The following is a 21,115-nucleotide window of genomic DNA, read 5'->3' on the forward strand; positions in this document are numbered from 1 at the left end:
TGACGAAAGCGATCAAGCCGGGACGCAAAGCTTGCGCCAGCATTTAGCAACAAAACATTAACTTTCCGGAGATCCTATGACAGCACAGTACAGTGAACTGAGAGTGATTGATTCTCACACCGGCGGTGAACCCACTCGCCTGGTCATCGACGGCTTTCCGGATCTGGGAACGGGGAACATGAGCGAGCGTCGCGAGCGCTTTTCCCGCGACTACGACGACTGGCGTAAAGCCATTATTCTTGAGCCACGCGGTAACGACGTTCTGGTCGGTGCATTGCTCTGTGAACCGGTTTCGCCACAGGCCACGGCGGGAGTCATCTTCTTTAATAACTGCGGCTTTCTGAACATGTGCGGTCACGGCACCATCGGGCTGATTGCCTCGCTGGCATGGCTTGGGCGCATTCAACCCGGTAAACATCTGATTGAAACGCCGGTGGGCGATGTGACCGCCACGCTGCACGAAGACGGCAGCGTCTCGGTCGAAAACGTACCGGCCTACCGCTGGCGTAAGCAGGTACAGGTTGAAACCGTCCACGGTACGGTAACGGGTGATATCGCCTGGGGCGGCAACTGGTTCTTCCTCGTCAACGATCACCCGTTCGCGGTCTCGCCGGAAAAGATCCCTGAATTGACGGAGTACGCATGGGCAATCCGTGAAGGGTTAGATCGTGCAGGCATCCGTGGAGAACATAACGGCATTATCGATCATATCGAACTGTTTGCAGAAGATGATCGCGCGGACAGCCGCAGCTTTGTACTCTGCCCCGGAAAAGCCTGGGATCGATCGCCCTGCGGCACCGGCACCAGCGCTAAGCTGGCCTGTCTGGCAGAGGACGGAAAACTCAAATCCGGAGAATCCTGGCGGCAGGCGAGCATCATCGGCAGCGAATTTACGGCGCATTTCGTGCCGCATGGCGACAAGATCGTCCCGACGATCCGCGGGGAGGCATGGGTCTGTGGTGATAACAAGCTGATCCTCAATCCTGAAGATCCGTTCTGCTGGGGGATCTCGCTGTGATCGAAAGTGACGTCATCGTTATCGGTGCCGGGATTATCGGGGCCGCCTGCGCCTGGCAACTGGCCGCTCGCGGACAGCGAGTCACGCTGGTCGATGACGGCAATGCGGGCGCGACGGCGGCGGGTATGGGTCACCTGGTGTGCATGGATGACGATCCTGCGGAGCTCGCACTCTCCGCCTGGTCTCTGGAGAGCTGGCGCAAACTGACGCCCCGGATGCCGGAAAGCTGTGCCTGGCGCGGATGCGGCACGCTGTGGCTGGCGGAAACGCCGCAAGAGCTTGCGCTGGCAGAAGAAAAGAAACAGCGGATGGCACAATACCAGGTTGTCAGCGAAATGCAGACCCGCGATCGGCTTGCCGCGCGCGAACCGCTGCTCACCACCGGACTAGCTGGCGGGCTGTGGGTCCCCGGCGACGGGATAGTTTACGCCCCAAACGTCGCCCGCTGGTTTATTAACGATGCCGATTTAACGCACCTTCGGGATAGCGCTCTCACTGTTGATGCCCCTTACGTCACCCTACACAGCGGTAAACGACTGCGCGCACGCGCCATCGTCATCGCCAGCGGTCTGGGGGCCAATATGCTGCTGGACGAAAACTGGCTCAGACCCAAAAAAGGCCAGTTGGCGATTACCGACCGCTACGGCCCCTTGCTCAGCCACCAGCTGGTAGAGTTGGGATACGGTGCCAGCGCCCATGCAGGCGGCACCTCAGTGGCATTTAACATTCAGCCACGCCCCACCGGACAGTTGCTGATTGGCTCCTCCCGCCAGTTTGATAACACCTACCGCGAGGTTGATCTCCCCCTGTTGGCACAGATGCTGGCGCGCGCGCGCCATTTTTTACCCTCCCTGGAAACGCTAAATATCATCCGTTGCTGGAGCGGTTTTCGCGCGGCATCGGCTGACGGTAACCCGCTGATTGGCCCACATCCTGCGCGTCCGGGTATCTGGCTGGCGCTGGGACATGAAGGACTCGGCGTCACAACCGCGCCAGCAACCGCCGAGTTACTTTGCGCCCAGATCCTTGGCGAGCGCCCGGCGGTGTCCCCGGACGCCTGGCTCCCCGCACGTCTGCACAAGCAGGAGGCCATCGCATGACGACCCTGAACGTAATTATCGACGGCCAGACCTGTGAGGTTCCCGTCGGAATGAGTATTGCAGCAGCACTGGCCCTGGTGGGCAACGGCGTGACCCGTCGTTCAGTGAGTGGTCAACTGCGCGCGCCCTTCTGCGGAATGGGGGTGTGCCAGGAGTGCCGCGTCACGGTGAACGGACATCGGGTGCTGGCCTGCCAGACGGAATGCCAGCCCGAAATGGTGATTGAAAGGAGCCATCATGCAAAGCGTTGACTGTGAGATCCTGATCCTTGGCGCAGGGCCTGCCGGATTGTCGGCGGCACTGGCTGCCGCACGCTGTGGAAAATCAGTGATAATCCTTGATGACAACCCGCGCCCCGGCGGGCAAATCTGGCGCGACGGGCCGCAGGTCTCACTCCCCCGGGACGCCAGACGGCTTCGTCAGGCGGTAGCTGAACATCCCCACATTACGCTGCTGAGCGGTGCCCGGCTGATTGCCCGCCCCAACCCACATTCCGTAGTCTTCGAAACCGCAGACGACTGCGGCGAAATCCGCTGGCAGCGGCTGATTTTATGCTGCGGCGCCAGAGAACTCTCGCTGCCTTTTCCCGGCTGGACACTCCCCAATGTGACGGGGGCCGGAGGCCTGCAGGCGCAGATAAAACATGGCCTGCAACTCAAGGGGGAACGCGTGGTCATTGCAGGCAGCGGTCCTCTTCTGCTGGCGGTCGCCAGTACGGTGAAACGCGCTGGCGGAAATATCGTCGCCATCATCGAACAGGCCCCGATAACCGCACTGGCCCGTTTCGCAACCGGTCTATGGCGCTGGCCTGAAAAATTGCGTCAGTTCGGCGAGCTCTTTCCAGCCCGATATCATCCGGCAAGCCAGGTCATCCAAGCGCAGGGTGATACCTGTCTGCAGTCAGTGACCGTGCGCCACCAGGGACAAACCCGAGAGATCGCCTGCGACAGGCTGGCCATTGGCTATGGGCTGGTACCGAATATAGAACCTGGCGCAATCTTTGGCTGCAAAACAGAAAATCAGGCTATTTGGGTCGATGCGGATCAACGCACCAGCGTGCAGGACATCTATGCGGCAGGAGAATGCACCGGCTTTGGCGGCAGCGAGCTGGCGTTAGCCGAGGGAGAAATTGCCGGCTACGCCGCCGCAAATTGTCCGCAAAAGGCCCAAAGCGCCGTCTCTGCGCGCGCCCGCTGGCAGCGTTTTGCCCAGGCGTTGCATACGACGTTTGCGCTGCCGGAGTCGCTAAAAGCCGCGACCACCGCGGATACGCTGCTCTGCCGTTGTGAGGATATTCGTTGTGGCGACGTGCAAAACGCCGAAAGCTGGCAGGCGGCAAAGCTCGCTTCACGCTGTGGAATGGGAGCCTGCCAGGGAAAAGTCTGCGCCACCAGCGCCCGCTGGCTGTACGGCTGGCCGCTGCCGCAGCCGCGCGAACCGCTCTCCCCCGCGCGTGTCGACACGCTTATCCATCTCGCAAAACCAGAGGGATGATGGTCAGGTATAAAGGCGCCCACTGGCGCCTTTTTTGATGTGGTGTATCCGTAGACCGTTTCGTCAAAGGGAATAATTTTCATCTTCACCCATATCTATTTCGCTCTGTGTATTGGGAACCGAGCGTCCTATTTATGCCAAACATTCAAAAATATAAAGGGAATGTAATTCATGGTTAAAATATGATAAACCCAACACTTCAAATTACCAATATTGCTTTTATTAACAAGCAGAAACAAGCATAACACCCCAGTAAATAACCTTTTCTTTTCATATAGTTAGAAAAATAACACTTACTAAAAAAAGGTTTTTTATCCCCCCCTATGAATGAGCATGAATAACTTAAAAATAACATGGCGAAAAAAGTGTTTTATTTAATCTGCGAATTCGATAATGAATATTGTTTTTAGTGTTGGCCGAAATAGACACAGCAACGCTTGATTAAGTGATATTTTGCGAGCATCATCGCAATTATTTACCCGAAAATGAAATCAATGACTTCCAGTAAATCCCTGCAACAGGCAATTGCCGACATCACCATCTGGCGTAAAGGCGAGCAGCGTGCGCCGCACAAGCCTCTGCTGCTGCTTCATGTGCTGGCGGGGTATCAGCAGGGTCACGGTCGCCTGTTTGACTACGGGTCGGAAGTTCGCGACCCGTTGATTTGGGCCACAGCGCGCGCAGTACCGCCCCGATATGCCCTTCTGGCGCTTACAGGGAGATGGGTTCTGGGAGCTACAAAACTCCGAGCATTGCTCAACATCCGGCAGCAGCAAACAGCCCCCTGCCGGAGAACTGGTGGCGCATAACGTTGCCGGAGGCTTTGATGAACAACATTTTGCCCTGCTGAAAAAGAGCAACAACCTCATTAACACCCTGGCACAGCAAATTCTCGAGGCTCACTTCAACGAAAGCATCCAGGAAGAGATCGCGGATGAACTGGGGTTTGATATCCTGCAAATCCGCAAACAGCGGGACCCATTGTTCCGCCAGCAGGTTCTGCGTGCCTATAACTATGAATGCGCCATTTGTGGCTTCAATATGCGCCACGACAGCACTTCGGTTGCCCTGGAAGCCGCCCATATTAAATGGAAACAGCACGGCGGCCCGTGCGAGATTTCAAACGGCCTGGCGCTGTGTGCAATCCACCATAAAGCCTTTGATAAAGGTTCGATTGGGCTGGATGAGAGTATGCGAGTTCAGGTGTCACCCGCAGTAAATGGCAGCGGCATGGTGGGCAGACTATTCTGGGATTTCGACGGGAAGGAGATTGCTCTACCGATGATGCGCGAGAATTATCCAAAAGAAGGTTTTGTGGAGTGGCACAGGAAGGAGGTGTTTAGAGGGTGAGTGCGAAGGCCGGACTCGCCGTTCAATGGTAATCAACTGAATTTTAAGTGATTAACAACCAATGAGTTGCATATGTATACTCAGTTGTATACTCAACTACTTTCTTTTGAAAATCAGCGAATAACAAAGTATCTGGATCAACTCAAAGATGATGCAGCGATTATACTGGGTAGAATCATTTCAGCCAGGGATGTTTTAACTATCGGGAGGATGCCCGCAAGTTTCACATTGCTGCAGTGTGGTTGCAGCCTCGCAACAGCCCCATGTCCCGACGCATTCGCAGAATGTCTACAGCTCGCAAGTATGGGGATGGTTCCAACCAGCCAAACGCCCTGCGGTCGATACGAACCAGCTCGTACTTTTCCACCAAAAAGTTAACAGTATCAACGAGTGTAATACCGGCATCGATATGTTCCTGAATGACGCTTTCATCACCGAACGGTGTGTCGTTCAGCGCCAGCCCGTAGTGTTGTTCCAATAAACGAGTTAGCAACGTTTGCCAGATAGTTACGGGCGATGGGCATAACTGAACAGCCCGCTGGTTTATTGCAGGTAAAGTATTCATGAGTTGTTCTCGTAAAAGTGAGTTCTAAAGTTAATTAGCGTTGAGTAGGATAAATGGAGATATAGACGTGACCACAGGAACCCAGCGTATCAGCTTCGCAGGTCAACCCCTTTGCATAGAGGGTGACGCAATGCTGGTGTCGGGGATTCAGTTCGCCGCTGGTAAGCATGAGCTCCGCCTGCTTCAGCAGAACAGGAAATACCTGGTCAAGACGGAGCAAATCCGCTTTATTGAATAGGCCTATTATGCTGGCGCGGTCAGACAGATAATGTAGGCGGTTACCTTCCTGGACTAGACGTGCACCAAAACAAGGAATGACATTACGATTCAGCCCCCACCAGGGCTCAGCGGTATCATCATTCACTGTCAGTGTCTTACTCGGCATCTGAAGCTCCTTTAATAAGGTTAATTGAGAGTGACGCTGCGCAGAGAGACATACGGTCCGTTCCGGTCCTTGCGTCGCTCGGCAAAGACAGCCAGAACACCCTTGATATCCGGAACTTCACGACCGTAGTAATGGCAGACGCTCCCGGACCAGCAATATTTCCCAGTACAGAATTGAAACAATCGGGATTCAGGATGCAGACGATAAATTGCCATCGCCTGACGCTTACTGATGATTTTCATTAGCCCTTCCTCTTCTTATAGCCATCCATGCTCAGCAAACGACAACGCTTCACCATCACCAATGATGAAATGATCCAGTAGCCGGACATCGACGAGCCCCAGAGCCTCTATAATCCTGAACGTAATGGCTCTATCAGCTTTACTGGCATCGGTAATGCCAGAGGGGTGGTTATGAGAGATGATTACCGCAGCTGCATTATGACGTAGTGCAGATTTCACAATTTCGCGAGGATGAATTTCGGTATGGTTAATCGTGCCGAGGAAGAGCGTTTCATGCTCCAGCAGACGATGTTGATTATCGAGATAGATAACAACAAAGACTTCGCGCTCCTGCTTTGCCAAATAGAGCTGTAACCATTTTTTCGCGAAACTAGCGGCTAGGAACGACTCACAGGGCTGCCGCTGATATTTCTCCAGTAATCGCAGGGCACGACGGATGATTCGTTGCTCATTCATCGGGAAGACCGAAGGTAAAATCAGTTCGGACATGGTGGCTCCTTAAAAGAAAAAGCCCCGTAACAACCAGCTACAGGGCTATAAACAAACACGGAGATATCGTTCATGAGGCGAGTTGCAGCATATTTTCTGCCATCACCCACAGAGCTCGATTCAGCTTCACATCACCATCAATACCTTTAATTGCACGTGTATGTGTGCGTCCTCCTTTTGCATTGTGACCGTTCAAACCACCTTTGATTAGGTTCTCCTGAATACGCTGATAAGTTGTCCAGAGATCTCCGGACTCATCCTGCCAGCGACGAGGGGCCAATAGCTGTGATTCCGTCACAGGCTGATGCTCCTCGCCAAAGCGATATGTCAGTGCAGCTTTTGCCAGTGCCTGTTGTGCTGGTGGCGGAAGCATTAGTGACTGCATGGCGTCGCGTTTTTCCTCCACCCTGTCAAACACCCCAAGCACCTCGTAAGCCCCTTCGATAACCTTTTCCACCACGTTGCCCTTATGGGGCACTCGCACCTCTCCAAAGCTCTCGCCGCAAATCAGTCCGTTCTGACAGACCGCTCGGAACAGTCCCGGCAGCATCTGGTATGAACTAGAACCGTCATGGCTGTTAAGCAGGATAATTTCCGGCACCTGTTTACCGGTAATCTGCCCTTCGCGGCGCAGACGTAGCATATGTTTGGTGTGTTCCCGCTTGTCGGGGTTACGCACACGGGTCTGGCAGGCAAAGAACGGCTGAAAACCTTCGCGCTGGAGGTTATCCAACAGAGTGATGGTCGGTATGCAGGTATAGCGCTCACTGCGCGATTCATGCTTTTCCTCACTAAACACGCTGGGAACATAGTGAGCAAGTTCATCACGGGTTAAGGGACGGTCACGGCGAACAAGGTTCACCGCACCAAAGCGGGATGCTAATCGCATGTTCCACTCCTTTGTGTGTTTATCGGTATAAAAAGAAAAGGCCACGCTCCCGAAGGAACATGGCCTTTAACATTAAAAATGGCGTGGCGGATAAGACGTTATTGCCCCATGTATTCAACCCTGGCACCGGTGGCCTTACCATCAGCACCAACGGTCACCACCACCTTATCGTAGGTACGATATCCGGCATTGTAGACCTCATAAACCACAGTATTTCCCTCCACTTTGTAGCTGCCAAAATCAGCGGCCTCAGCCGTGTCACGGTCATACTCTTTCGTGTACGCTTCTTTGGCCGCTTTCATGACTGAGCCTTTGTTAATCTCCGGCGCTTGACTCCCGGCACTGGCTGCAAGGCCAGATACGTATTTCGGGCAGACCGTCATCATGTCCCCACGGGTGAATGTCAGTTGCGCACCAAAGACCTGAAGGGTCGATGTTTCCTGACCTGCAATCGAAGCAATTGCCTTTCTGGCGGCTGCAGGTGCCTGCCCACCTTCAACCTCAACAGCCTTAAATCCTGTTTGCTGGTTGCACAACTGAGATGTGGGTACCAGATTGCCGTTTACACTGATGCGACTCCCCATCAGCTCCTGCGGGCCATTGGGGCAGCCCTGCAACTGACCAAAAATGCCAATGGTGTTGTTTTTCAGCATCACCAGTGCCTGACCATTATCGGTCAGCGTCTGGCACCAGCCGTTTTTCACAGCCCAGTTACCCGCCTGAGCAGAAACCGAAATGGCTGACAAAACAAGTGCAATCACGGTCTGAATTTTCATATGTCACCTTATTAATGAATCAGAAGCGGCAACGGAGGACGCGGTACACAGAACCTGATGCATCTTTGTATCCGGACCATCACGTCAACGTCCCTGTTCGTCGTGCTCATGAACACTTTTGAGAAAGAAATATCCCTTTGCTTTGATAGGTAAAAGCGATCAATAGGGGGCTTATACATCGATATTTTAATAGACAAAAACGATCGATATTCTATTATCGATCGTTTTTACAGATCAATATACTGTTTTTTGAATGTGGTAATTGAGGGGTAAAGCGGTGGATTTCATCCAAATATTCGGTCCCATAATGCCGTGGCAAGTTGCACTAACTTTTGTCGGATACTCCTTAACAGAGCAGTCCAGACAGAAGGCAGGTGGTCAGGATTAATCACCGTGTCAAAAGCCTTACCCGCTGCCTCACCAAACTGCTGCCGTACAGCGGCGTCAGTGTCCGGGGTCTGATGCTCTGGTTTCAGCTGGCAATACACGGCACTGCTGGCCTGTACGGGCAAGGCATGCACAATCAACTCCACCAGGGCGGGCAGGTTATAGCCGGTATGTGCAGAGACAGCCATGACCGGGAAAGAGGACGGCAACTGACCGGCAACCTGCGCACTGACTGAAGCCAGTGAAAGGCATTGCTCAGAAGAAGGTGATGCCTGCCAGGGTTCACCATCCCTGAGGGGGGGAATGCGGTCGGCCTGAGTCAGTACAAACAGGAAACGTGAAGGGTCGGCACCGGCTTCCATCAGTGCCCTGTATGCCGTGATATCCGTTGCCCGGGCACGGTCATCGGCACGCAGTACCCAGATAATCAAATCCAGCTCTACCAGCAACGCCTTATAGAGCGCCAGATATTCCTCGTCGTATTCCGGTGTCTCGCCCACCCCAGGCAAATCCACCAGTGTCATGCTGCACTCACCAACGGTGAGTAACAGACGCTGGGGTTCCCGGGTGCAGCCTAGCAAATCACTGGTCAGACAGACGGGTTGCTGAAAAAGCGCGTTGCATAATGAACTCTTGCCCGCACCACTTTTGCCCATGATGCCTATCACGGGTTCATAGTTAATCGCCTCCTTGAGGCGGGACAGAATACGTTCAGTAGCTTGCCGGGGTAAGAGATTGAGACAGGTACGCACCGCATCACTGGTATCCTGCGGATCGGGGATTTGAGGCATGATTTACTCCTGTGAAAAAACTATGCCGGGAAATTTTTCTCCCGGCGACTCACATGAGTAATGTAGGCGTTATATTTTTTGGAGTTATCGTTGCCTGTCTAGGATGGATTTTTGTAATCAAAAAGCTTGCTTTTATATCTTAGATACTCATCATGAATAAGTTTTTCAATAACTTTAATCTCTTTTTTATTAAGTACCACTGCTAACTCAGATAATTCCTTGCTGGCTTTGGCAGAGATTGTCAAATCATGTTTTCCAGACCTTCTTTTTCGTTGTTTAAAAGAATCACTCATTTTTTTCAGAAGTGCGCTTTTATCATCCAGAAATTTTCTGTAATTTTCCACATCCAGTTTACTCGGGATGGCCCAGCAATCAATCGCGCCCATTACACCAATGTATCGCTCATTAAGGTCTGCGGGTTTAAACCAGGACAGAACATTTCTTTTTATCTCCTTTTTCTTTGATAAATACGACCATGCCCACTCAATGCCTTCATTATCATTTTTCTTTAACCATCTGGGGCTTTGAACCTGACTATTAAAAACAAGCCAGATACTACGAATATAATCGAATGTTTTCTTACTTTGATATGGACTGAGGGAATAAGAAAGTTTATTCATGAAGGAAATAATTACCCGACTTCTTTCAGCTGAACTCGTTGGATTACCAGGTAGTCTGAAAAAAGAGTATAAGCCTTCCTCTTTTCGATCCCATTCCGGAATTAACCCCGCAGTATTTTCAGGTAAACAAAGCTCCCGCGCAGAGGCTTTTCGTATATACGCCCAAAACCAAAAAATAGCACGTGAATTAACCGCCCCCTTCAACCACTTTAAATCGACGTCTTGTAGACATGAAGAATCTTCACCATGAAGACTTTTAGTTTTAACATTGCGTTTTTCCCCGGCCTGTATATTTTGCATCAAACGCTTAAAAGCTTCATCAGCCCCAGTGGCGTTTTTGCTGCTTTCAGATACCGGATTGCCTGAGGCCGCTTCTCCCGTCCTGTCTTCAATATCACAATCCTCGGCTGCCTGCGCAGACTCGTCTTCTGGCAAAGAGTCGATACTAAATTCGCTCTCAGGACTGGTAAAGCGGCTCCCTCCCTCATGGAGAGGTTCGTCTGGCCTTGCTAATTCTTCAGCGCCCAGTTTACCAATCCCTTTCAGATAATAATTCTCATTATCGCTATCACTCACCGTTACCTCCTGTAGTAAAATCCACCATAAACAGTATGTATAATGAATCGATTATGAAGTAAACAAGTTTTCATTTTGAATGAAAATAGCTCTAAAATTGTAAGTTTTTTGTAAGAGTAAAATCGACGCCAACCTCTAAAATAAAGGGGGTTCCGGCAATTTACCAGGTAAAAATGAACATTCATAAACTTGTACAGCATACATAAATTTGTGGCAGGCATTCACTATGTTTTACATTGTCACGCGCACCGCGAATGTAGCTCACGTCAGTTCTGTTCTTATTATCAGGGTACAGGGCTGGACACGTTGTGTCCTGACAGCACTACTAGCTGGTGAGAACTAGCTGATGTAATTTTCTACTTATCAGCTGATGGTATGAGAAGGATGCCCGTTACTCTATTGATGGCAACTGGCCCTCTCCCGAACTCACACTAAATCGCGGGAGCATTACCATGACAAACAAAACTCATCCGATATCATCCAGTACCCAAACAACCACATCTTTACTGAATGATCAGCTCGTTGATATGACATTCATCACTGGCTATACAAACATGACCGATAAATGGTTTTACCGATTAATTTCAGAAAATGCGTTCCCTGCACCAATTAAACTGGGGCGTAGCTCACGCTGGCTAAAAAGCGAAGTGGAAAAATGGATGCTGGAAAGAATACAAGCATCTCGAGGTTAGAACCTTTAGTGTTGGTGTTTTACACAGGAAGGTTACGTAATTTAATATAGGTTTTTTAATATAATTATACTCACTCTCATTTGTTCTTATATTCACCGCTTACTGTCAATGTCTCTTTTAAACACCCTCGCAAATACTATTGGAACAACCAGTCTCGTCTTTAAAGCAATAATTAATTTAAGTATCAGCTCAGCATTACCTTAAAGAAAAGTCTTGCATGAAACATCATTAACTTAGTGCTTGCACTGGCCTCTCTCATCATCAGCCGTGGAATAATTATGCTCAAAAATTCAGATAGAAATTTTAATGAAGACTGGTTCCTGGCTTCAGTTCTTAATGCACACATCGATGAAATGATAAACAGATACTCATGCCTTTTGGCATTACGTATGGATTTTTTCTACCAAAAGGAAAGTGCCAGGTATTCACACTTAAATCACCAAACACTTGAACATGACTTGCGTGAACTAATGGAGAAAATGACAAAAGAGAAAGGTGTGGTGGGCTATTTCTGGGTTGTCGAATGGACTGAACGACATAGATACCATGCACATGTCGTATTCTGGCTGGACAGACAAAAAACACAGCACTCTTATCCCTTTGCCCTTACAGCAAATACACTTTGGGAGGAAATAACGCACCGGGACGGCGTATCGCACCGATGTGAATATCGGCCGCAGTATTCTGGAAATATCAATATACCTGTTCGGTATAACGATCCGGAAAGCATTAACAATATCCGTCATGTTCTGAGCTATCTGGCTAAGGAAGAACAAAAAGAAGGTTTGTGTGCATACGGCTGTAATGACGTTCCTCCACGCTCAGCGGCAGGGCGTCCACGTAAGCCAGGCCCCTGATGCTACGGCTACGCAACTGGCTCTGCATCCTGTACAAACCCCGTTATTACGGCGACAAATAATGTCCTCGCAGTCGTGACTGAACCTGCCCCTGGAAGCCTGACGTTCCGACCTTTACTGAATCAACAATTCACAACTCCATTTATACCCGGCAGCTTACCTGTCGGGTATTTCTCATACCTGTCAAACAAGGGAAATCAAAAATGAAACAACCAGAGAACAAGATCGCGGTCAAGGTGGCGGAATACCGTTTATATATCACCCGGCTGCGGGTCTGCCGGGATAGCTTGTTTGGGTGTTGCAGTGATGCCGAGCGGCGTGGCTGGCGTTTTAGAGCCCTTGGGCAGTTAAGTAAAGCCTCACTGCTCTACTGCCGACGGGCAAGTTCTGCCGATACCTGCAAGTTTCAACAGGCCTGTGAAGGTCTCCAGCAACACATCAGCAGAGTTTTACCAGAAGGCCAGTGGTGCGGTGATTTGCCTGCATCCTCTGTCCAGACAAAATGTGAGGTATCGGTATAAAACAACAACCGGCTAAATGGGCTGTCGATGAATGGGGGAACCTGGTCAACGCGGAAGATTTTCGCTCTCCCTCATTCTGGAAACTGTACTGCTTCCACTGCAGCAGTCCGGTAGTGCTGGTTCTTGCCCCGGACGGGCAGGAATCTCATTTTATGCATGATAAAACCATTATGGCATCAGATGATTTCATGGCATGCCCGAACGTGGAATGTTCCTAACCGTAATAACCCGCATCAAAAGCAGAAAAAACCTATTTGGCCACAACTTCCCCGTTTAAACGCGCCCCCCTAATTTCCATTACTGAAAGAGAAACCGATGAACAATTGCAATGAAAATGAAGCGTTAAAGACGAACTCTGATGGTAACAATGTCATGCTTATTCGTAGAGTTTTGCAGCAGGCGACTGATCATTACCCACGACTGTCTGCGCTGGGGTTTACTTTACAGTATGCGAATTGCCACTCCTGCGACAACGAAAAACAAGGTAATGCCCAGTTGCTACGTTTTTACGCTGAAGCCTATTGCAGAATTGGCGAATATTCAAAGATACGTATTGAAGCGGGTAAACCGTCGCAGCCTACTCTTCTTCGCTGGTTGTGGGAGGCAGAAAGTACCTCGACATGTCGGATGATGATGCTATTCAATTTGGGTGTTTGTAGTCATCCCCGACATGACTCTTCAGCAATGGATGGAATTCAGGAGGTCATGTCGTTGCTGGTGGCTGCATGGTGTGAAGTAGAACCGAACGGGGAGTTAACGGAAATAAAGGTACATCGGGTAGAGAGAACGAATCCAGCAGCTTTCGATAAACGTTATGCAGAGTTACGAGATGCAGCATTGCAAATAGCCTCACCTGTTGCTTTTGCCCGGAGCTGTTTGACTATGTAATTAATATGCGTTCTTCGTTTCATGGCAACGTTCTCCTTCGATTAAGGCTAGCGTTGCATCGACCCGTTGAACTCACAATGCGTGGTGGACAGTGGCAGGAGCGGATGATAACGTTACCAGCATGTCATCTTTCATCATCAGCCGTTCAGATAAGAACGCTTTTACAGTGCCATTTAGCCGGTTGAAAGCCAGAATTGATAAAATGTTACCTCCCGTTACTACGGCCAGAACGAGTGTGATTTTCCCGCGAGCGTACTGGTTACCGTGATAATGTTGCATCTGCCCCCACGACCGCTTTTTGGTCTTTTCGGTAAAGCCATACTCCAAAATCAGCGAGCCAGCTAAAGACCTCCAAAATCAGTAGATGAATATTTCGACATACTACTGAAGCTGGGTTTTCCGATGACCGCATGACTACAACTTACTATAAATCAATTCTTTATGATATTCCCCATAAGGGCAATGGGAGGGGGATTCCGAATATCTAAATAAAACCCCGCATATTGGCGGGGCTTATATATTAAGTAGCTACGGAGGTGTTTAACTAGTTATTAGTCAAATCACAGCAGTGTTTGTTTGTATGATGACGAATATTAACCAAAATTTTTATACTTATAAATTGAAACCAAGTTGCCGCCCTGAGGAACTATCGGCCTGTTAATATCGAAGTTGTCACGTACAAATTCGGGCTTAATCATTGCATCTTCCAATACAGCTTCCCAAGAATAATCATCAAGCATACTGATAGCTTGTTGTATCATCCCTGGAGAGTCCCCAGTGATGCGATCGTCCCCTTTCTCTGTAGATACAAAACCTTTAGAGTTGAGATGAATAAACCCCGTCCTCATTTTTTCTGGTGTTATTAACCCTAACAAACAGGCGCGATACAGGGACATACGCAAGCTTATTTTCCAACGAACTTTGAAATCCTCCAGAGCGTTCCAATCCAAATGAGACCCTCGCATTTTGGGAAACTCATTGATAAATGAAACCCTTGGAATCATGAAAGCACTTGAAAAATGGTCAGCTTGGTTCTCGGTTACTTTATCGCCAGTAATTATCCCCTCATGCAGAACTAGGTGGCCTAACTCATGCCCAATATCTGACCGGTAACGACAAATGCTCTTTTTTGCGTTGTTACGAATTATGATTGGACGAACGTTGTTAACGGTAAAAGCATCAATTCTGTCATCAACATCTGAAACATGAGCAATTACAATACCTATGCTTTCGACGAAATTAGACATTGAGTTAATTGGGCCTAAGCCCAACCCCCAATAACGTCGACACTCCTCAGCGATACGTTCAATATCAGAAGGTGACTGCAACGGCAATTCTGAGACATCTGGTAAATCTAGAACCGGAAACTCAACTTCAATCTCTAACCTGCGAATAAATTCATCCAGTATCTCCGCCCTAGCCATGACAGTATTCGCCAATGTCTGAGTTCTTGAGCGTTTACTGCGAAAATGACAATGCTCCCCATCCAGAGGATGGGGGCGAGGCGTAAAGAAAAATGAATCATATACGCCCAAAACATTAGCAAGTTGCGACAACATGGCATCCGCAGGCGGATAGCCTCTTTCAAGTTTCGAAATAAATTGCTTGGTAACACCGAGGGCGTTAGCCACATCCTCTCCGGACATGCCCTTAGCTAACCTAGCTAATTTCACGCGGTCACCCCGGTACTGAGTTAGAGAGTCAAAGAGTCCCATTTTTACCACTTTGGTCTTTGTCGTCTTTTATGCTTCTACGTTTGAGTTTAGTAGGAGGTATTTCATTAGGCGCTGGAAGCTGATTAATTTGATCTGAATTTATATCTTCAGATGCAGAAGATATAGGCGTAATTACTTTAGATATATGCTCATAAAGACTGACCTTGCGGCCCGTTTCATCTAAGCCAACCATAGTAATTATCCATGTAGGAGGTGCATCTTTGTCCGTAACATCATCGATAAACCTTTCAGCATAAACGCGCCAAATTAAACTATTGCTGGTATCTTCCTCATCGAAAATGGATATCTGGCGCTGTTCTTTTTCATTGCGAAGAAGGCGGTGGAGCTTTCTAGGACGATCCAGTCTATCAGTGACAAACTGCAATGGAACCTCATTAAGCGAAAAGACAAAATCCATAGAAGTACTGACAACCTGATCTTGACCCTCCATCTCCGAACAGCTTTTGTATCTTAAGTTAACGATGTCCGCTGCCGCCGGTATTCCCTCGGGGAGTGATATCCCAGCGCGCTGTGCGGGTGGTTTTCATTGTAATGCGTGAACGCTACTGCAAGGTTTCGCAGTGCTGTTCTCACATCCGGTTTTGGCATGAACGCGATATAGTCTTCTTTCATCGTTTTCACGAACCGTTCGGCCATGCCATTACTCTGCGGGCTGCTCACCGCTGTTGTGCAGGGCTCCAGATTCAGCTCTCTCGCGAACCTCCGCGTTTCATACGCGGTATACGCTGAACCGTTATCCGTCAGCCACTGCACCGCTGTGTCGGGCAACCTGTCGCCGAAGCGCTTTTCCACCGACCTCAGCATCACATCCTGCACGGTCGAACTGTCATAGCCTCCCGTGCTTGCTGCCCAGTCTATGGCCTCACGGTCGCAGCAGTCCAGCGCGAACGTTACCCGCAGTTTTTCGCCGTTGTCGCAGCCGAACTCGAAGCCATCTGAACACCAGCGCATATCGCTTTCTGCCACCGCTATCTTGCCCTTATGTTCACGCTTCGGTCGCTCTGGTTTGTGATGCAACAACAACAGGTTATGCTCGCTCATTATCCTGTAAAGCCGTTTGGCATTCACAGGTGGCTGTCCCTCTGTGCGACGTTGCTTGCGCAGGATGCCCCACACGCGTCGATAACCATAACTCGGCATATCGCTGATAATGTTGAGGATAGCCGACAGTATTTCTGCGTCTGCTTCTTCATTACGCCGGTTACAGCGCCTGTCCTGCCAGTCGGCAGAACGGTTAATCCGCAGTGACAGTTGCGCACGCGACACGCCCATGGTCCGGCTGACCATGGCTATTCCCCGTCCTTTGGCAACAAGGGCGCGTGCGCTATCCATTTTCGCGACTGACCGTACTCCACGGCTTCTTTCAGGATCTCAACTTCCATCGTTTTCTTGCCCAGAAGGCGCTGAAGCTCCCGGACCTGCTTCAGAGCAGCAGTAAGCTCAGAAGCAGGAACGACTTCCTCTCCAGCCGCAACGGCGGTGAGGCTGCCTTCCTGATATTGCTTCTTCCACTTAAACAGCAGGCTGGGCTGGATACCATGCAGGCGGGCGACATGGGAGACATTCATACCCGGCTCCATCGTCTGCTGGATAATGGCGATCTTCTCCTGAGGAGTTTTACGTTTACGGACTTCTTGCCCTAACAGGATCCCGGTCATCTCAAAATTGGCGTTAGTGTTAGACATATATTCAAGCCTATCTCTTATCTGGAGATACAGCTACTGTCCGGTGTTTCAGGGGGCTACATCAGAAGTACTGACAACCTTAACCCCAGGTAAATTAAGGTGATTTTGTTCGATATACTCTTTTACCCAACCATACGCGCGGCAGCCTGTAATCCAATTCGAATCGAGCTTGTGCTTGTTGGCCCAAAGTTGCCCAAGTACATCAGCGATGTTCGACAGTAAGATATCAACAGATATTTGGTCTAAATTAGAGTTGATAGCAAAACAAGGCTTCAAATTTTTCGAATACGCTGACATAATCTTTTCGCCATATCGTGAATTAGTAAACCATATCTTTTCGTTTTTTTCTTGGTTTGTCAACTAGTCATTTTTGACTTGTCTACCGCGTAGAATCTTTCAGGATTAGCCTTAAAAGCTTTTCTCACAGGGAGATACAGCATCGAATATCAGCTGGTCGCCTCGTCAGATTGCCTCATACAAAACCTGCTCTCCTGCGACCGAAAGGTTTAAGTGCTCATAGCTATCTGAAATCTAACAGCAACGCCGACAGGCCTGAATGGATACTAACCAACGATTCAGCAAGCGCGCCCCCAAGACCAAATAGCCATTGCAGTCGGATATTTTTGTAGGTAACCCTAGACGGACTAAGCACTTCGCTGGTACCGGAATGGCTAACGGCAGCCAAACTGCCCGAGAGAAAACTTTAACGGGCTCTTCTAAACTGGAAGGGAAATCAGAAAGGTGGAGCCTACATCATTGTGCCACCGGGCAGGCCGATTCCGACGAAAACGCGCATTTTTTAGAGCATATTACCAGCCATATGCGGAGACAATACATATCTAACATCCTGAAAAAGAATGCTTATCAATACGCACCCACTAACCTATAAAAAATATTTTCCGACAGTTTACCTTAGATCGGTAAGTGCCGTGTCCTTGCTCAGATGACGGCCTCTTACTCTCTCGGTTAATATCCGCTTTTCGCCGTGAGTTCAATTGATAGATGCATCACACTTATTAAGCTGTTCTGTGGGAGCTGGTCAGCGCAATAAGGCAACATACAGTGCCGTCGTGACAATAGCGTGTAAAGTAGTATGAGTTCTTCTTCTGGTACACTTTTGATGCAATCTACTTTTTATAGAACGCACCAACAATAGTTATTTACAATAGATCATGTATGCATGTACAGGGTTTGTTTTTGTGATATCATGTCACTAATTTAACCCAGAAGATGAATAAAATGAAAGAATTGCAGCCAATCGTCAAACAGTTGATGGAAGAATCTCAGCAAGCCTCCCAGGCACGTATGGCAGAAGATTTCGCGCTTCTCAAGCAAGTTCTTGAAATCTATGATCAAAAAACTGTCGCAGAATGCTTACGCTCTGTCAGCGGTAATGATTGGACAAGGGAATCCATTAATCGATGGATAAATGGGAAAGTGGCTCCTAAGCAGCTCATTGAAGTTGAAATAAAAATGCTACGTAACCTGCTACCTCAGCCGCCCTCTTGTCATCCTAATTACCAATTTCGCTTTATTGATCTATTCGCTGGAATTGGAGGTATTCGTAGCGGATTTGAATCTATAGGAGGACAGTGTGTGTTCACCAGTGAATGGAATGAGCAAGCGGTCAGGACATACAAAGCGAACTGGTATAGTGACCCTCAGGAGCATACTTTCAACTCCGATATCCGCGAAATTACGCTGAGTGACAAGAGTGACATTCCAGAACAAGAAGCTTATGAGAATATTGATAAAAATATTCCTCAGCATGATGTGCTGCTTGCGGGGTTTCCTTGCCAACCATTTAGTCTCGCAGGCGTTAGTAAAAAAAATTCTTTAGGAAGGGCTCATGGATTCGAATGTGAGACTCAAGGTACGCTATTCTTCGATGTAGCTCGAATAATAGCAGTTAAAAAACCATCAATATTCGTCCTTGAAAATGTAAAAAATCTAAAAAGCCATGATAAAGGTAAGACCTTTAAAGTGATTCAAGAAACATTAGATGAACTGGGCTACGATATAGCCGATGTAGATTGTACCGGTTCTGCAGACCCTAAAATAATTGATGGTAAACATTTCCTTCCTCAACATCGTGAGCGAATTGTTCTAGTTGGTTTTCGAAGAGACCTTGAATTAGCTGAGAATTTCACTTTACAAAATATAAAAAGCTTCTATCCTCAAAATAGGCCAATGTTTAAGGAACTGCTTGATGATGATGTTGATAATAAGTACGTCCTGACAGTTAAACTCTGGGAATACCTTTATAATTACGCTAAAAAACATCAAGCGAAAGGAAATGGCTTTGGTTTCGGTTTAGTATCTCCAGAAGATGAACAGGCCGTAGCTAGAACGCTTTCTGCCCGATACCATAAAGATGGCTCAGAAATCCTCATTGATAGAGGATGGAATAAAGCTACAGGTGAACAAAACTTTCATGATAAAGATAACCTTGTTAAGAGACCACGCCGTTTAACACCACGCGAATGTGCTCGGTTAATGGGATTTGAAAAACCAGGTGAGTGCAAATTTCGTATCCCAGTATCTGATACACAAGCCTATCGCCAGTTTGGTAATTCAGTCGTAGTTCCTGTCTTTGAGGCTGTAGCTAAGTTACTGGAACCCTACATTCTAAAAGCGGTCAACAAAACCGATAAAGGTCTAAAAAAAGCTGGATAACATGCAATGTGCCTGCAAAATGCAGGCACATTGCATTTCATTTTTTTTTCTAAAAGGTTAGATTAGTATTTCTTCTGTTAGAGGATAAATCCTTATGGATCACAGGCTAAGAGATATTTTTCGAGTCGCTGCAGGCAAGCATTTAAGTGCTGTTGATGCTGATCTTTCTCGATCTCATCAACATGAGATAGGAGGGCTTGTAAAAGTCGGTTTTGGTGATGTGCTCGGCAGGCCAGGGAAAGAAGAAGCATTTAGATTTGCCTGTAAGATGGTTTACATCACTGATGAAATGGAAGAACCACTGATAGAAGACGATCATGTCACTTGGTATGATTCTCGACGTAAATCCCCCCACCGTTCTCCTGAATACAGGCTTTACTATCATGATAATTCTGTCACTGAACTAATACAAGAAGGAGACTTTTTCCTAATCGCTCAGCAAACAAATGGTAATTTCTTGATGTGTTTTGCCCCTGCTGACACAAGCATTGAAGCTCAGCTAAGAAATCTATTCGGACTTACTAAGCAGCTTAAAGAGAAATTTCAATCTTCTAAAATTAGCGACAAGCAACTTCTTCTTCCAGTACAGCTTTTACTGGAGCAGGTAGGTATAAACTTTGAACTAGAACATGAAGAAAATGAAGTTTTACTTGGAACTTTACTTGAGCTCTTTCCACAAGGTTTACCTAAATCACATGAATTTTCAGAACTGGCAAGGAGTCGTCGACCAGCAAGTCCATTAGCCCACCCCGATGAAGCATTAATGACCTGGTTAGCAGAAGAAGAACTTCTATTTAGGACTTATGAGCGGTATCTTGTTCGCAATCGATTACTCCAGGGATTTGGGCATGATGGGGGTGATGTTGATGCGTTCGTCGATTTCTCTTTAAGCGTTCAAAATCGAAGAAAATCACGAGTTGGTTTTGCCTTCGAAAATCATTTAAGCCATTTATTCAAATTACACGGCTTAACGTTTGAAAAAGGTTCATCAAAAAATACAACTGAAAACAAGTCAAAACCTGATTTCCTTTTTCCATCATTTAAGGCATACCATGATATATCTTATCCTCCTGAGAAACTTATTTTACTTGGTGCAAAAACAACATGTAAAGATAGATGGAGGCAAGTTTTAGCTGAAGGCGATCGAGTGCCCAATAAGCATCTTGTAACAATACAGCCAGGCATAAGTTACTCACAATTATCAGAAATGAAGAGTAAATCTCTTCAACTCGTTGTTCCATATCAATTATGGGAGTCCTACCCTGAAAGCGTAAGGGATGAACTAATTAGTTTAAAGCAATTCATAGCTTTAGTTTTAGCCAAAAATTAAGTACAGAATTGACTTAACAAAGCAAAGACTATTACAAACAAACTGCAC

General features: G+C 48.1%; 22 protein-coding genes and 1 pseudogene. 12 read left to right on the forward strand and 11 right to left on the reverse strand.

The features are described from left to right. Nucleotides 1-76: 76 nt before the first annotated feature. From C2U43_RS22570 to C2U43_RS22590, 5 genes and pseudogenes are all read left to right on the forward strand, one after another. Nucleotides 77-1,018, forward strand: a complete 942-nt coding sequence (locus C2U43_RS22570) for a 4-hydroxyproline epimerase (RefSeq protein WP_103285825.1) — start codon at nucleotides 77-79, stop codon at nucleotides 1,016-1,018. Then, nucleotides 1,015-2,118 (forward strand): NAD(P)/FAD-dependent oxidoreductase, encoded by a 1,104-nt coding sequence (locus C2U43_RS22575; protein WP_103285826.1) that lies wholly within the window; start codon nucleotides 1,015-1,017, stop codon nucleotides 2,116-2,118. The genes C2U43_RS22570 and C2U43_RS22575 overlap by 4 nt, the downstream gene beginning before the upstream one ends. After that, on the forward strand, nucleotides 2,115-2,369 hold the full coding sequence (locus tag C2U43_RS22580) for a (2Fe-2S)-binding protein (RefSeq protein ID WP_057068533.1): 255 nt from the start codon (nucleotides 2,115-2,117) through the stop codon (nucleotides 2,367-2,369). Before C2U43_RS22575 ends, C2U43_RS22580 begins: the two co-directional genes overlap by 4 nt. Further along, nucleotides 2,356-3,612 (forward strand): NAD(P)/FAD-dependent oxidoreductase, encoded by a 1,257-nt coding sequence (locus C2U43_RS22585; protein ID WP_103285827.1) that lies wholly within the window; start codon nucleotides 2,356-2,358, stop codon nucleotides 3,610-3,612. Before C2U43_RS22580 ends, C2U43_RS22585 begins: the two co-directional genes overlap by 14 nt. 494 nt (nucleotides 3,613-4,106) lie before the next feature. Next, a pseudogene (locus tag C2U43_RS22590) lies at nucleotides 4,107-4,962 on the forward strand (phosphorothioated DNA-binding restriction endonuclease). 223 nt (nucleotides 4,963-5,185) lie between these two features. Here C2U43_RS22590 and C2U43_RS22595 read toward each other — a convergent pair. The 8 genes from C2U43_RS22595 to C2U43_RS22630 form a co-directional block, all read right to left on the reverse strand. Continuing rightward, entirely contained in the window at nucleotides 5,186-5,527 is a 342-nt protein-coding gene (locus C2U43_RS22595) for a TA system toxin CbtA family protein (protein WP_023326613.1), read from the reverse strand. A 34-nt stretch (nucleotides 5,528-5,561) separates the two neighbouring features. Beyond that, complete coding sequence (locus C2U43_RS22600) at nucleotides 5,562-5,912, reverse strand: type IV toxin-antitoxin system YeeU family antitoxin (RefSeq protein WP_023326612.1); 351 nt, start codon at nucleotides 5,910-5,912, stop codon at nucleotides 5,562-5,564. 20 nt (nucleotides 5,913-5,932) lie between these two features. After that, on the reverse strand, nucleotides 5,933-6,154 hold the full coding sequence (locus tag C2U43_RS22605; RefSeq protein ID WP_004129348.1) for a DUF987 domain-containing protein: 222 nt from the start codon (nucleotides 6,152-6,154) through the stop codon (nucleotides 5,933-5,935). 15 nt (nucleotides 6,155-6,169) lie between these two features. Continuing rightward, nucleotides 6,170-6,643, reverse strand: a complete 474-nt coding sequence (gene radC / locus C2U43_RS22610) for a RadC family protein (RefSeq protein ID WP_023326611.1) — start codon at nucleotides 6,641-6,643, stop codon at nucleotides 6,170-6,172. A gap of 70 nt (nucleotides 6,644-6,713) precedes the next feature. Then, nucleotides 6,714-7,532, reverse strand: a complete 819-nt coding sequence (locus C2U43_RS22615; protein ID WP_023326610.1) for a DUF932 domain-containing protein — start codon at nucleotides 7,530-7,532, stop codon at nucleotides 6,714-6,716. Nucleotides 7,533-7,630: 98 nt separating this feature from the next. Beyond that, nucleotides 7,631-8,308 (reverse strand): hypothetical protein, encoded by a 678-nt coding sequence (locus tag C2U43_RS22620; RefSeq protein WP_023326609.1) that lies wholly within the window; start codon nucleotides 8,306-8,308, stop codon nucleotides 7,631-7,633. A 284-nt stretch (nucleotides 8,309-8,592) separates the two neighbouring features. After that, nucleotides 8,593-9,486: a GTPase family protein gene (locus C2U43_RS22625; RefSeq protein WP_023326608.1), complete on the reverse strand. Its 894-nt coding sequence runs from the start codon at nucleotides 9,484-9,486 to the stop codon at nucleotides 8,593-8,595. Between the two features lie 98 nt (nucleotides 9,487-9,584). Beyond that, nucleotides 9,585-10,682, reverse strand: a complete 1,098-nt coding sequence (locus C2U43_RS22630; protein WP_023326607.1) for a hypothetical protein — start codon at nucleotides 10,680-10,682, stop codon at nucleotides 9,585-9,587. Between the two features lie 452 nt (nucleotides 10,683-11,134). On the opposite strand from C2U43_RS22630, the gene C2U43_RS22635 reads away from it, so the two are divergent. The 5 genes from C2U43_RS22635 (at nucleotide 11,135) to C2U43_RS22655 (ending at nucleotide 13,640) form a co-directional block, all read left to right on the forward strand. Next, nucleotides 11,135-11,374 carry a helix-turn-helix transcriptional regulator gene (locus C2U43_RS22635; RefSeq protein WP_013878127.1) on the forward strand — a complete coding sequence of 80 codons (240 nt, stop codon included), beginning with the start codon at nucleotides 11,135-11,137 and terminating at the stop codon, nucleotides 11,372-11,374. A gap of 278 nt (nucleotides 11,375-11,652) precedes the next feature. Then, nucleotides 11,653-12,231, forward strand: coding sequence for a rolling circle replication-associated protein (locus C2U43_RS22640; protein ID WP_023326606.1), 579 nt, complete (start codon nucleotides 11,653-11,655; stop codon nucleotides 12,229-12,231). A gap of 203 nt (nucleotides 12,232-12,434) precedes the next feature. Continuing rightward, nucleotides 12,435-12,752 carry a hypothetical protein gene (locus C2U43_RS22645; protein ID WP_103285828.1) on the forward strand — a complete coding sequence of 106 codons (318 nt, stop codon included), beginning with the start codon at nucleotides 12,435-12,437 and terminating at the stop codon, nucleotides 12,750-12,752. Next, nucleotides 12,749-12,970 carry a DUF7828 domain-containing protein gene (locus C2U43_RS30245; RefSeq protein WP_437702775.1) on the forward strand — a complete coding sequence of 74 codons (222 nt, stop codon included), beginning with the start codon at nucleotides 12,749-12,751 and terminating at the stop codon, nucleotides 12,968-12,970. Before C2U43_RS22645 ends, C2U43_RS30245 begins: the two co-directional genes overlap by 4 nt. Nucleotides 12,971-13,067: 97 nt before the next feature. Next, on the forward strand, nucleotides 13,068-13,640 hold the full coding sequence (locus tag C2U43_RS22655) for an inovirus-type Gp2 protein (RefSeq protein ID WP_023326605.1): 573 nt from the start codon (nucleotides 13,068-13,070) through the stop codon (nucleotides 13,638-13,640). Between the two features lie 593 nt (nucleotides 13,641-14,233). On the opposite strand, the gene C2U43_RS22665 is transcribed toward C2U43_RS22655, so the two are convergent. From C2U43_RS22665 to C2U43_RS22675, 3 genes are all read right to left on the reverse strand, one after another. Next, nucleotides 14,234-15,355 (reverse strand): helix-turn-helix domain-containing protein, encoded by a 1,122-nt coding sequence (locus C2U43_RS22665; protein WP_032635512.1) that lies wholly within the window; start codon nucleotides 15,353-15,355, stop codon nucleotides 14,234-14,236. Further along, nucleotides 15,342-15,806 carry a hypothetical protein gene (locus tag C2U43_RS22670; protein ID WP_158654564.1) on the reverse strand — a complete coding sequence of 155 codons (465 nt, stop codon included), beginning with the start codon at nucleotides 15,804-15,806 and terminating at the stop codon, nucleotides 15,342-15,344. The genes C2U43_RS22665 and C2U43_RS22670 overlap by 14 nt, the downstream gene beginning before the upstream one ends. A 20-nt stretch (nucleotides 15,807-15,826) precedes the next feature. Next, nucleotides 15,827-17,034 (reverse strand): IS3 family transposase gene (locus tag C2U43_RS22675; protein WP_089617520.1). Its coding sequence is split into 2 segments (ribosomal slippage): nucleotides 15,827-16,713 and nucleotides 16,713-17,034, totalling 1,209 coding nucleotides; the frame shifts between segments, so codons are not numbered across the junction. 1,266 nt (nucleotides 17,035-18,300) lie between these two features. Between C2U43_RS22675 and C2U43_RS22685 the strand changes: the two genes are divergently transcribed. After that, a complete protein-coding gene (locus tag C2U43_RS22685; RefSeq protein ID WP_032635511.1) occupies nucleotides 18,301-19,737 on the forward strand; it encodes a DNA cytosine methyltransferase in 1,437 nt (478 codons plus the stop codon). 94 nt (nucleotides 19,738-19,831) lie between these two features. Then, nucleotides 19,832-21,067, forward strand: a complete 1,236-nt coding sequence (locus C2U43_RS22690; RefSeq protein WP_023326601.1) for a type II restriction endonuclease — start codon at nucleotides 19,832-19,834, stop codon at nucleotides 21,065-21,067. The last annotated feature ends 48 nt before the right edge of the window (nucleotides 21,068-21,115 follow it).

This window comes from Citrobacter freundii complex sp. CFNIH9, assembly GCF_002903305.1.
GTDB classification, from domain to species: Bacteria; Pseudomonadota; Gammaproteobacteria; order Enterobacterales; family Enterobacteriaceae; genus Citrobacter; species Citrobacter portucalensis.

Coding starts and splice junctions, on each gene's coding strand:
- C2U43_RS22570 (WP_103285825.1), top strand. CDS start 77: ATGACAGCACAGTACAGTGAACTGAGAGTGATTGATTCTCACACCGGC.
- C2U43_RS22580 (WP_057068533.1), top strand. CDS start 2,115: ATGACGACCCTGAACGTAATTATCGACGGCCAGACCTGTGAGGTTCCC.
- C2U43_RS22585 (WP_103285827.1), top strand. CDS start 2,356: ATGCAAAGCGTTGACTGTGAGATCCTGATCCTTGGCGCAGGGCCTGCC.
- C2U43_RS22595 (WP_023326613.1), bottom strand. CDS start 5,527: ATGAATACTTTACCTGCAATAAACCAGCGGGCTGTTCAGTTATGCCCA.
- C2U43_RS22600 (WP_023326612.1), bottom strand. CDS start 5,912: ATGCCGAGTAAGACACTGACAGTGAATGATGATACCGCTGAGCCCTGG.
- C2U43_RS22605 (WP_004129348.1), bottom strand. CDS start 6,154: ATGAAAATCATCAGTAAGCGTCAGGCGATGGCAATTTATCGTCTGCAT.
- radC (WP_023326611.1), bottom strand. CDS start 6,643: ATGTCCGAACTGATTTTACCTTCGGTCTTCCCGATGAATGAGCAACGA.
- C2U43_RS22615 (WP_023326610.1), bottom strand. CDS start 7,532: ATGCGATTAGCATCCCGCTTTGGTGCGGTGAACCTTGTTCGCCGTGAC.
- C2U43_RS22620 (WP_023326609.1), bottom strand. CDS start 8,308: ATGAAAATTCAGACCGTGATTGCACTTGTTTTGTCAGCCATTTCGGTT.
- C2U43_RS22625 (WP_023326608.1), bottom strand. CDS start 9,486: ATGCCTCAAATCCCCGATCCGCAGGATACCAGTGATGCGGTGCGTACC.
- C2U43_RS22635 (WP_013878127.1), top strand. CDS start 11,135: ATGACAAACAAAACTCATCCGATATCATCCAGTACCCAAACAACCACA.
- C2U43_RS22640 (WP_023326606.1), top strand. CDS start 11,653: ATGCTCAAAAATTCAGATAGAAATTTTAATGAAGACTGGTTCCTGGCT.
- C2U43_RS22645 (WP_103285828.1), top strand. CDS start 12,435: ATGAAACAACCAGAGAACAAGATCGCGGTCAAGGTGGCGGAATACCGT.
- C2U43_RS22655 (WP_023326605.1), top strand. CDS start 13,068: ATGAACAATTGCAATGAAAATGAAGCGTTAAAGACGAACTCTGATGGT.
- C2U43_RS22665 (WP_032635512.1), bottom strand. CDS start 15,355: ATGGGACTCTTTGACTCTCTAACTCAGTACCGGGGTGACCGCGTGAAA.
- C2U43_RS22670 (WP_158654564.1), bottom strand. CDS start 15,806: ATGGAGGGTCAAGATCAGGTTGTCAGTACTTCTATGGATTTTGTCTTT.
- C2U43_RS22685 (WP_032635511.1), top strand. CDS start 18,301: ATGAAAGAATTGCAGCCAATCGTCAAACAGTTGATGGAAGAATCTCAG.
- C2U43_RS22690 (WP_023326601.1), top strand. CDS start 19,832: ATGGATCACAGGCTAAGAGATATTTTTCGAGTCGCTGCAGGCAAGCAT.